Raw genomic sequence first — 11,623 nt, 5'->3', positions numbered from 1 at the left:
GGTGACAACGTAAACCTGACGGTAGATCTGATTCAGCCTATCGCTATGGAAGATGGTCTTCGCTTCGCTATTCGTGAAGGCGGCCGCACCGTAGGTGCAGGTGTTGTAGCAAAAATTCTTGACTAATCACCTCAGAGGTATTCGTGTACGGGTGTAGCTCAATTGGCAGAGTGTCGGTCTCCAAAACCGGTGGTTGGGGGTTCGAGTCCCTCCACCCGTGCTAATTCCAGTAATAATTTACTATGAGTAAAATTAAAAATTTCTCTGAAGGCGTAAGGAAAGAGTGGAATAAAATTTCCTGGCCAACGCAAAAAGAATTACAGGACAACACCGCAATCGTGGTGTTGTTTTCTATTATTCTGTCACTGTTTATCTTTTTTATTGATCAGATATACACCAAAGCTCTTGAATTCATTTTTGGATGACAGAACAAAACGACATACAATGGTACGTCATCAGGTGCTTTTCCGGTCATGAAAAAAAGGTAAAAGAAGCACTTCTTGAACGGTTTCGTGAAGAAGGTGCAATCGACAAAGTCGAACAGGTACTTATTCCTACTGAAACTGTAATTGAAATAAGAAGCGGAAAAAAACGCCAGCGCGAGAAAAACTTTTTCCCAGGGTACATCATGTACCAGGGAATCTATGATGAATCTATAAATGACATTGTGTCCGGCACAGCTTCGGTTATCGGTTTTCTTAAAGGGGGTAAAACTCAGGAAAGGCCAACGCCACTCCAGGAAAGTGAAGTAAACCGTATTCTGGGCAAAGTACTCAAGGATAAAGAAGTAGTAGCCAGCGGAGGATTGGTTGAAATCCCCTTTAGAAAAGGCGATCTGATAAAAATTACGGATGGTCCTTTTGTGAATTATGACGGAACAGTTGAAGAGGTTTACCCAGATCGCATGAAGCTCATTGTTCATGTGAGTATCTTCGGGCGTAAAACCCCCGTAGAGGTAGACGTTAATCAGGTTGAGCCCGATTAAGAAACGGGTTTAGAAAGCAGAACCGTACCAGCTGACATACGAATTATAAGGTCAAGAATTAAAATAAAAGCATCATCCTATTATGGCGAAGAAAATTGATAAAATAATCAAACTCCAGATTAAAGCCGGTCAAGCTACTCCGGCCCCACCTGTAGGACCTGCACTTGGTCAGGCCGGGGTGAACATCATGGAGTTTTGTAAGGCCTTTAATGCAAGAACGCAGGACAAGATGGGTACGGTTACACCGGTAGTAATCTCAGTTTACTCCGATAAATCATTTACTTTCGTAACCAAGACACCTCCTGCTCCTGTACTTCTTAAAAAAGCTGCAAATATCCAAAGTGGTTCAGGCGAACCAAACCGGGTAAAAGTGGCAACAGTAACCTTCTCCCAATGCCGGGAAATCGCTGAGCAGAAGCTTCCTGATTTAAACGCATATGACGTTGAATCAGCTGCCGAGATGATTGCCGGTACAGCACGCAGCATGGGTCTACGTGTAGACCGCAGTAAGTAATTCTAACATTCAAGCTCAGAAGTAATGTCGAAAAAAGGAAAAAAATACAAAGAAGCTGCCTCTTTGATCGAAGCAGGCAAAGAGTACAGCCTTGAAGAAGCTGCTGAGTTAATTGGCGCAACTTCAAAGGTTAACTTTGATGCTTCCGTAGATATTGACGTACGCCTGGGTGTTGATCCTCGTCAGGCCGACCAGATGGTAAGAGGTAATGTTTCTCTTCCTCATGGTATCGGAAAAGAAGTACGTGTACTCGCATTGGTAAACCCTGCCAAACAGCAGGAAGCCCGTGATGCTGGTGCAGATCATGTTGGCCTCGACGACTACATCGAAAAACTCGAATCCGGCTGGGCCGATATCGACGTTATTGTAGCAACACCTGATGTAATGGGTAAGCTTGGTAAACTCGGACGTTTCCTGGGCCCCAGAGGTCTGATGCCTAACCCCAAAAGTGGTACTGTAACGATGGATCCGGGTAATGCAATCAAAGAAGTGAAAGCTGGTAAAATAGACTTCCGTGTTGATAAATACGGTATCCTTCACACTTCGATTGGCAAAGCCAGCTTCAGTGCAGATAAGCTTGTCGATAACGCGAAAGCATTCATAAACACAGTTGTAAAGCTTCGCCCGGCATCAGCAAAAGGTACTTATGTAAAGAGTATTTATTTGAGTACCACAATGGGGCCAAGTATAACTGTTAACCGAACGGTTGCTTTAAAGTAATCATCCAAAAATAAGCTTAACATGGCAACATTAGAGCAAAAAAAAGCATCTGCCGAAGAAATTTTGGAGGTACTCAAGCAGTCTGATGCAGTGTATCTTGCTGAATACACCGGCATGACAGTTGCAGAAGTTAGTAATCTTCGTCGTGAGTTTCGTAAAGATGGTATTACCTATAAGGTTTTTAAAAATACTCTTGTAAAGCGTGCGATGGATGAAGTTGGCGGATATGAGGATGTTTATCCCTATCTGGAAAATCAGACAGCGTTTATGTTTGCGTCTGGAGATCCTGCTAAACCTGCCAAGATTCTTAAGGAGTACCTTAAGTCAAACAAGAAACCCTTATTCAAAGCTGCCTACATTGATGGTGTAGTTTACGGCGAAACTGAGCTTGATGCGCTGTCAACAATGAAGACCAAAGAGGAAGTCATTGGAGATATCATTGGTTTGCTTCTGTCACCAATTACCAACGTAGTTGGCGCACTTCAGGCACAGGGTTCAAACATTGTTGGCGCATTGAAAACAATCGCCGAAAAAGAAGAAAATTAAATCACGTTACTTAATAAATACAACAATCGGAGTTATACAATGGCTGACGTTAAATCATTAGCAGAACAATTAGTTAACCTCACCATCAAGGAAGCCAACGAATTGGCTCAGGTTCTTGAAGAAGAGTACGGTATTAAGCCTGCTGCTGCTGCAGTAGCTGTTGCCGGTCCTGCAGCTGGTGGCGATGCCCCTGCTGAAGAAGAGCAAACCGAATTTACGGTTATCCTTAAAGAAGCCGGTGCTAAGAAAATCGGCGTTATCAAAGAAGTTAGAGCTGTAACAGGTCTCGGCCTCAAAGAAGCCAAAGATCTTGTTGACGGTGCACCAAGCACCGTTAAAGAAGGTGTCAGCAAAGATGAAGCTGAGCAACTCAAGGCTAAACTCGAAGAGGCTGGTGCTACTGTAGAATTAAAATAATTAATCTACATAGCGTTCTTTTTTACCCAATAGCCAAGCCCGTAAGGGTATTGGCTATTGGTGTCTGATTAATACATGCTTGTTGTGGCTAACCTGCATCGCAACATGTGTGTATTTTTGCGTTTATTTTATACCCATCAACAAATCGTGAGGTATCCTTGAGTAAAGAGACCAACATTCTTCCGTTTACGAACCGCATTACGTTCGCGAAAACAAAAAAGGTGCTCGATTACCCCGATTTTCTGGATATCCAAATTGCTTCATTCCACAGGTTTACCCAATGGAATATTGCACCGGATGACAGAGAAGAGGCAGGTCTGCAGCGTATTTTTAACGAACATTTTCCAATAACAAATTCCAGAGAGCAAAACATACTGGAGTTTCTGTTTTATTCCATTGACACTCCAAAATACACTATTGAGGAATGTGTAGACCGAGGCCTTACCTACTCCGTACCGTTAAAGGCTAAATTACGGCTTTCTTCCATAGATCAAAGCGATGAAGCCTCCGAAACCATTGAACAGGATGTGTTTCTCGGCGAACTCCCCTGGATGACAAATCGCGGTACTTTTGTGATTAACGGCGCTGAACGCGTTATTGTTAGTCAGCTGCACCGCTCCCCGGGTGTGTTTTTTGGCATGTCTATGCACCCTAACGGTACACACTTGTACTCCGCACGGATTATCCCTTTTAAAGGGTCCTGGATCGAGTTCACTACCGATATCCGGGACGTATTATGGGCTTATATCGACCGTAAGAAGAAGCTCCCCCTCACTACCCTGCTTCGTGCTTTAGGTTTTTCAAGTGATTTTGAAATCCTGAATCTTTTTGATCTCTCTGAGGAAGTAAGTGTTAAGTCCCGTAAGGCTTTCGGAAGTGTTGTAGGAAAACGACTCGCTACCGATATCTATGAAGAAGTTGTGCAGGAAGTCGTAGATGATGAAACCGGTGAAGTTACTGAAGCTGTTACGCGGGAAGTAAGGCTTGCCCGTGAAAAAGAGCTTGAGGATTCGGATTACGAAATTCTCAAAGAACTTGATATCAAATCGGTTCATATCCTAAAAATTTCGCAGGAAGATGCCGATCGGTCCGTAGTGATTAACACACTTCGCAAGGATACCTCAACGGATCAGGAAAGTGCACTCGCTGAAGTTTACCGTCAAATCAGAACAGGCGAAATGCCTGACATTGAGACTGGTAAGGCTGTTATCGAACGTCTTTTCTTCAGTGATAAAAAATACGATCTTGGTGAAGTAGGTCGCTACAGGCTAAACAAAAGGCTTCGTATCGATGAGTCTCTTGATGTGCGTGTCCTCACAATCAATGATATTATCTGCATTATCAAAGAACTGATTCGTCTTAAAAACATGAAGTCAGTCGTAGATGATATCGATCACTTAAGTAACAGGCGTGTTCGTACTGTAGGTGAGCAACTTGCACAACAGTTCGGGCTTGGTCTTGCTCGGATGGCAAGAACTATTCGCGAACGCATGAACTCCCGGGATGCGGAGCAATTTACACCGCAGGATCTTGTTAATGCGCGTACGATTTCCAGCGTAATTAATACTTTCTTCGGTACAAATCAGCTGTCTCAGTTTATGGATCAAACGAATCCGCTTGCTGAGCTCACCCACAAACGGCGTATGTCGGCCCTTGGCCCGGGCGGTTTAACACGCGAACGTGCCGGATTTGAGGTTCGTGATGTTCACTATACCCATTATGGTCGGTTGTGTCCTATTGAAACACCTGAAGGCCCGAATATTGGTCTGATTTCCTCACTTTGTGTTCACGCAAAAGTGAATGATTTCGGTTTTATTGAAACGCCATACCGTAAAGTAACAGACGGAGTTGTTACTGATAAAGTAGAATACCTTGCAGCCGAGCAAGAAGATGAAACCATCATTGCACAGGCAAATGCAACACTGACTGAAGAGTCAACTTTTGCATATAATGAAATTTTCTCACGCTTCAGAGACAGTAATGTTGGTTTGGCAAGCCCGGATGAAGTGGAGTATATGGATGTTGCACCGAATCAGATTACATCAGTTGCGGCCTCAATGATTCCGTTTATTGAGCATGATGATGCTAACCGTGCACTCATGGGTTCGAACATGCAACGGCAGGGTGTTCCCCTTCTTCGGCCGGAGAAACCAATTGTCGGAACCGGTATGGAGTATCGTGCTGCAAAAGATTCACGTGCTATTGTATGCGCAGAAGGCGACGGAGAGGTTGTTTATGTTTCTGCTACTGAAATCCGCATTCGTTACAACCGAACCGAACAGGAAAACTACGCCTATTTTGATGATGGCGTTGTTAGTTACAAACTTCGCAAGTTTGAGCGAACCAATCAGGATACCTGCGCAAATCAGCGGCCTATTGTGAAAGTAGGCGATACTGTTACTCAGGGAAGCCCGATTGCAGATGGTTGCGCCACAAACGATGGCGAGCTCGCCCTCGGGCGTAACCTGCTTGTAGCCTTTATGCCCTGGCGCGGTTATAACTTCGAGGATGCGATTGTGGTGAGTGAGCGTGTGGTATCTGAAGATATTTACACTTCAATTCACATTTCCGAGTTCGAACAGCAAGTACGTGATACCAAGCGCGGAGAAGAAGAGCTTACAAGTGAAATCCCAAATGTGAGCGATGAAGCTACCCGTAATCTGGATGAAAACGGGGTTATTCGTGTTGGTGCGAAGATCAAACCGGGTGACATTATTGTTGGTAAAATTACGCCTAAAGGCGAAAGCGACCCGACTCCGGAAGAGAAACTGCTTCGTGCTATTTTTGGCGATAAAGCCGGTGATGTGAAAGATGCTTCCCTCAAAACCCCCCCGGGCGTTTCAGGTGTGGTTATAGGTACGAAAATGTTCAGCCGTAAAAAAGATGAGCAGCTTTCAAGAAAAGAAGAAAAAGAGCTTGTTGAGCGAGAAAATCAGCGTTTAGCTGAAAAAATAGCGAAGCTTAATGCCGAGTGGGCTGCCCGAATGTATCGCCTTCTCAAGGATAAAACCTCGCCTGGCATCGTTGATGTTCTGGGTATCGAAATTCTGCCGAAGGGTGATAAATACCGCAAGCAGATGTTTGATGATATCGCTGAACCTCTGTCTGTTAAAGCACGCCAGCCCTGGTGTACCGACGATGAAGTTAACCGTTTGGTAGCCGTTCTTTTCGATAATTATACCGAAATCCGCCGGCGTTACGAATCTGAAGCAAAGCGCAATAAATACCAGATTCAGGTTGGTGATGAGCTTCCGGCAGGTATCGTTAAGAAAGCCAAAGTTTATGTTGCCAAAAAGCGTAAGCTTCAGGTAGGTGATAAAATGGCCGGCCGCCACGGAAACAAAGGTGTTGTGGCTAAGGTTGTACCTGTTGAGGATATGCCGTTTCTTGAAGACGGCTCCCCTGTTGATATCGTACTGAATCCTTTGGGTGTACCATCAAGGATGAACCTGGGGCAGATCTATGAAACGATTCTTGGATGGGCCGGCAAAAAACTCGGCGTTACTTTTGCAACCCCAATTTTCGACGGTGCCAAGTACGACGACGTTCAGCATTGGTTGCGGGAAGCAGGCTTGCCTGCTGATGGCCGAACATTCCTTTACGATGGCCGGTCAGGCGAGCGGTTCGCACAGAAAACAACGGTTGGCGTTATGTACATCATGAAGCTTAACCACCTTGTTCAGGATAAAATGCACTCCCGCTCAATTGGCCCGTACTCACTTATTACACAGCAGCCGCTGGGTGGTAAGGCACAGTTTGGTGGCCAAAGGCTTGGAGAAATGGAGGTATGGGCACTTTATGCCTATGGTGCCGCCAATATCCTTAAGGAAATGCTTACTGTGAAGAGCGACGATGTGAAAGGACGCTCCAAAGTATATGAGGCTATTGTGAAGGGCGAAAACCTTCCGGACGGTAACACGCCGGAGTCTTTCAACGTGTTGCTTAAAGAACTGCAGGGTCTCGGCCTTGAAGTAACAATTGAGCAATAGGCCCGCAAAGCTTAGAAAAGGATATCATCCTACCGAGTTTAACGATTAATTCAAAACGGAGGTGGAACTTTGTCACATACTGTAAGCGACACCGTTTCCAAAGATTTCAAGTCAATTAAAATCTCCCTTGCGTCGGCAGAAGCAATTCTGTCGCGCTCAAGGGGTGAGGTGCTAACACCCGAAACCATCAATTACCGCACTTTCAAGCCGGAGATGAACGGCTTGTTTTGTGAGAAAATTTTCGGCCCTGTAAAGGATTGGGAATGCCATTGCGGTAAATACAAGCGCATTCGCTATAAAGGAATCATCTGCGACCGTTGTGGCGTGGAAGTTACCAGAAAAGCCGTACGCCGTGAGCGTATGGGCCATCTGAGCCTTTGCGTACCTATTGTACATATCTGGTACTTCAAGTCGCTTCCTAATAAGGTGGCCTACCTGCTGGGTCTGTCGTCCAAAAACCTGGATAAAATTGTTTATTACGAGAATTTTGTAGTAATCAATCCGGGAATGGCACGAGATCTTGGGTATAAGTATGGCGATATGATTACCGAAGAAGAATATTTCGATATCATGCGTCAGCTGCCCGAAGAACACAGCGAGCTCGACGACGACGATTCAGATAAGTTTTCAGCCAAAATGGGCGCGGAAGCTATCGAAGCAATGCTTGCCAAAATTGACCTCGAAAAAGATATTTATAAGTATCGCGAACAGGTCAAAAATGAGACATCAATGCTTCGCAAAAAGAAAACACTGAAGCGTCTTCAGGTTCTCGAAGCATTTCGTACGGCTAATAAATCAGTCGAAAACCGCCCCGAATGGATGGTTATGCGCGTTGTACCGGTTATACCACCGGAATTACGCCCGCTCGTACCTTTGGAAGGCGGCCGCTTTGCGACCTCAGACCTCAATGATCTGTACCGCCGGGTAATTATCCGCAACAACCGCCTTAAGCGTCTTATTGATATTAAGGCTCCTGATGTAATCCTGCGCAACGAAAAGCGTATGCTTCAGGAAGCAGTTGATTCCTTGTTCGATAACTCACGTAAAACCAACGCTGTACGTAATAACAACCGTCCGCTGAAATCACTTAGCGATATGTTGAAGGGGAAAGGCGGTCGTTTCCGTCAGAACCTGCTTGGCAAGCGTGTCGATTACTCCGGCCGTTCAGTAATTGTAGTAGGCCCGGAGCTTAAAATGCATCAGTGCGGTCTGCCTAAAGAAATGGCTATTGAGCTTTATAAGCCATTTGTAATTCGTCACCTTATCGAGCGCGGTTACGTGAAAACCGTAAAAAGCGCAAAGAAAATGGTGGACCGTCGCGATGAGGTCATATGGGATGTGCTTGAAAATGTGATTAGCGGGCACCCCGTTCTGCTCAACCGTGCACCAACACTTCACAGGCTTGGTATTCAGGCATTTCAGCCTGTACTAATCGAACATAAAGCTATTCAGCTTCACCCGCTTGCATGTACAGCGTTTAACGCTGACTTTGACGGGGATCAGATGGCTGTTCACCTTCCGCTTAGCAACGATGCCATTCTTGAGGCGTCGGTTCTGATGCTCGGTGCCCACAACATTCTTAATCCCGCAAGTGGTGGCCCTATTACGGTACCTTCTCAGGATATGATTCTGGGTCTGTACTACATGACCAAAGTAGGCCCGAGTTCTGAAACAGACGAGAAAGTTTTCGCTTCACCTGATGAAGTAATCATCGCTTTCGATCAGGGAAAACTCACTCTTCATAACAGAATTAAGGTAAGACTGCGCGCAGGTATTGATGGTGTTGATGCTGATGAAATAGTACCAACAACATCAGGAAGAGTTCTTTTTAATGAAATCATTCCGAACGATATTGGCTTCAAAAACCTCACTTTCGGAAAGAAAGAGCTGCGTAATCTAATCGGTGAAGTTTTCACAGCCGTAGGAACTGCCCGTACAGCTCAGTTTTTGGATGATATGAAGTATCTCGGGTTTGAAAATGCAACCCGTGGCGGTTTGTCATTCAGTTTGGAAGACATCGTGATCCCGGATACAAAAGCTGAACTCATCGAAAAAGCTCAAAATGAGGTTCGTCTTATTCAGGATCGTTACGATAATGGTTTCATTACCGATAACGAACGATATAATCAGGTTATCGATAAATGGACGAGCACAACAAACAGGGTTTCTGAAACCCTGTTTAACGCACTTGCCAACGATAAAGAGGGATTCAACTCGGTTTATATGATGGCCGATTCCGGCGCCCGTGGTTCCAAAGAGCAGATTCGTCAGCTTGGCGGTATGCGGGGTCTGATGGCTAAACCGCAAAAAAGTTCCCTTGAATCGTCAGGCAGTGAAGTTATTGAAACTCCGATTCTTTCTTCTTTCAAGGAAGGCCTTACGGTACTTGAGTACTTTATCTCAACACACGGTGCGCGTAAGGGCCTTGCCGATACCGCTCTTAAAACAGCCGACGCCGGTTACCTTACACGCCGGCTTGTGGATGTATCGCAGGATGTAGTCGTTACCGAGCATGACTGCGGAACCCTTCGCGGGATTCGTATTTCTGCACTTAAGGATAACGAAGATATCGTAGAAAGCCTGGAAGATCGTATTGTTGGCCGAACTTCAATGCATGATGTGTACGATCCGCTAACGGATGAATTGCTGGTGCGTTCTAATCAGCTTATCAGTGAGCAGATTGCCCGTAACATTGCGCAAACCTCGATTGAAGAGGTTGAAATCCGCTCGGTACTTACCTGTGAATCAGCACGCGGTGTATGTTCTATGTGCTACGGTCGTGACCTTACCCGTGGCAAACTCGTTCAGGTTGGTGAAGCGGTAGGGGTAATCGCGGCTCAGTCAATTGGTGAACCGGGAACGCAGCTTACCCTTCGTACTTTCCACGTTGGGGGTACCGCTGCCCGTCTTGAAGCCGAATCGCAGCATAAAGCTAAATTCAACGGCAAGCTTGAATTCGATAACCTTCGTGTAGTAAACTACAACGACGGCGAAGAAGAAGTGAGCGTCGTACTCAGCCGGGGAAGCGAAATTAAGGTTGTTGATGATACCGGAAAGGTACTTAACACACATACTGTACCTTACGGTGCAGAAATGCTTGTGGAAGACGGCGATATGGTGATGAAAGGACAGCCCCTCTGTAAGTGGGACCCTTACAACGCCCGTATCTACTCTGAAATGAACGGAACCGTGACCTTCAAAGATATCATCGATGATGTTACCTGTGCTGACGAAAGTGATGCACAGACCGGTTTCAAAGAGAAAGTGATTATCGACAGTAAAGACCGTTCGCTCGTACCGACCCTTATTATTAACGATGGTACCCGTGACAAGGAAATTCCGCTGCCGGTGCGTACGCACATCGTTGTTGAAGACGGTGCAAGCGTTGCCGCAGGGCAGGTAATTGCCAAAATTCCGCGAAAAGCAGCTAAATCGAAAGATATTACCGCTGGTTTGCCGCGTGTAACCGAGCTGTTTGAGGCGCGTCCGCCAAACGACCCGGCTACCGTTTCTGAAATAGACGGTATTGTGAAGTTTGGCAATCGGAAGCGTGGTTCGCAGGAAATCATCGTTACCAGCAAAGACGGTGTAGATCAGCGTACGTACCTTATTCCGCTGTCCAAGCACATCCTCATTCAGGAAAACGACTTTGTAACGGCTGGTCAGGCGATGTCTGAAGGAGCTATCCTTCCACAGGATATCCTCAACATACTCGGTCCGTTTGCAGTACAATCTTATATCGTGAATGAGATTCAGGAAGTTTACCGGCTTCAGGGTGTGAAAATCAACGATAAGCACATTGAAGTAATCGTGCGCACCATGATGCAAAAGGTAGAAATCACTGAACCCGGTGATACCATGTACCTTGAAGGCGATAAAGTTGACCGCTTTGAAGTAGCACGAACAAACGACAGCCTCATAGGCAAGTTTGTGGTTACTGATGCCGGCGGATCGGACCTGTCGCTTGGAACACTGCTCACACGCCGTGAAGTTCGGGAAATAAACTCTCAGCTCATCAAAGAAGACAAGCCTGAAATGGAGGTTCGCGAAGCCGAATCTGCAATTTCCCGACCGATACTGTTGGGTATTACCCGGGCCGCTCTTTCTACTGATAGCTGGCTTTCGGCTGCTTCCTTCCAGGAAACAACCAAAGTGCTTACTTCGGCTGCGGTTGAAGGTAAATCTGACTTCCTGCTTGGTCTCAAAGAAAATGTTGTGGTCGGCCATCGTGTACCTGCCGGTACAGGTATGCGTACCTACCAAAATCTTATCGTGGGACCAATGCAGCAGCAGCCCGCAAATGATGCAGAGGAGCGCAGCAAGTCTATTGCTGATATTCTCCGTTCGGAAGACTAAACGTCTTTTCCGTCTTACTGAAAAACATCAATTTAGCCCTGATACTCTTTGGAGTGTCAGGGCTTTTTGTTAGTATATTTATTTCGCGCATAAACA

Annotated in this window: 8 protein-coding genes, 1 tRNA gene and 1 pseudogene; all 10 read left to right on the top strand. The window is 45.8% G+C overall.

Annotation, left to right across the window (positions count from 1 at the left end; genetic code table 11):
• Positions 1 to 126, top strand: a pseudogene (gene tuf / locus LAT75_RS05015) (elongation factor Tu); the annotation flags it as partial.
• A 21-nt stretch (positions 127 to 147) separates the two neighbouring features.
• Positions 148 to 220: transfer RNA gene (locus LAT75_RS05010), tRNA-Trp, on the top strand.
• A gap of 22 nt (positions 221 to 242) precedes the next feature.
• Positions 243 to 425 carry a preprotein translocase subunit SecE gene (secE, locus tag LAT75_RS05005; protein ID WP_291481534.1) on the top strand — a complete coding sequence of 61 codons (183 nt, stop codon included), beginning with the start codon at positions 243 to 245 and terminating at the stop codon, positions 423 to 425.
• The gene (gene nusG / locus LAT75_RS05000; protein ID WP_291481533.1) at positions 422 to 985 is read left to right on the top strand and encodes a transcription termination/antitermination protein NusG; all 564 of its coding nucleotides are present in this window, start codon (positions 422 to 424) and stop codon (positions 983 to 985) included. The genes secE and nusG overlap by 4 nt, the downstream gene beginning before the upstream one ends.
• An 82-nt stretch (positions 986 to 1,067) precedes the next feature.
• Positions 1,068 to 1,499, top strand: coding sequence for a 50S ribosomal protein L11 (gene rplK / locus LAT75_RS04995; RefSeq protein ID WP_291481532.1), 432 nt, complete (start codon positions 1,068 to 1,070; stop codon positions 1,497 to 1,499).
• Between the two features lie 24 nt (positions 1,500 to 1,523).
• Positions 1,524 to 2,219 (top strand): 50S ribosomal protein L1, encoded by a 696-nt coding sequence (rplA, locus tag LAT75_RS04990; RefSeq protein ID WP_291481531.1) that lies wholly within the window; start codon positions 1,524 to 1,526, stop codon positions 2,217 to 2,219.
• A gap of 21 nt (positions 2,220 to 2,240) precedes the next feature.
• A complete protein-coding gene (rplJ, locus tag LAT75_RS04985) occupies positions 2,241 to 2,765 on the top strand; it encodes a 50S ribosomal protein L10 (RefSeq protein ID WP_291481530.1) in 525 nt (174 codons plus the stop codon).
• Positions 2,766 to 2,804: 39 nt separating this feature from the next.
• Positions 2,805 to 3,182 (top strand): 50S ribosomal protein L7/L12, encoded by a 378-nt coding sequence (rplL, locus tag LAT75_RS04980; RefSeq protein ID WP_291481529.1) that lies wholly within the window; start codon positions 2,805 to 2,807, stop codon positions 3,180 to 3,182.
• 158 nt (positions 3,183 to 3,340) lie between these two features.
• Positions 3,341 to 7,171 (top strand): DNA-directed RNA polymerase subunit beta, encoded by a 3,831-nt coding sequence (rpoB, locus tag LAT75_RS04975; protein WP_291481528.1) that lies wholly within the window; start codon positions 3,341 to 3,343, stop codon positions 7,169 to 7,171.
• 69 nt (positions 7,172 to 7,240) lie between these two features.
• Positions 7,241 to 11,527, top strand: coding sequence for a DNA-directed RNA polymerase subunit beta' (gene rpoC, locus LAT75_RS04970; RefSeq protein ID WP_291481527.1), 4,287 nt, complete (start codon positions 7,241 to 7,243; stop codon positions 11,525 to 11,527).
• The last annotated feature ends 96 nt before the right edge of the window (positions 11,528 to 11,623 follow it).

Origin of the sequence: Cyclonatronum sp., from assembly GCF_022565315.1 — a bacterium.
Classification (GTDB): domain Bacteria; phylum Bacteroidota; class Rhodothermia; order Balneolales; family Cyclonatronaceae; genus Cyclonatronum.
This window is presented reverse-complemented; position numbering and strand designations above follow the sequence as displayed.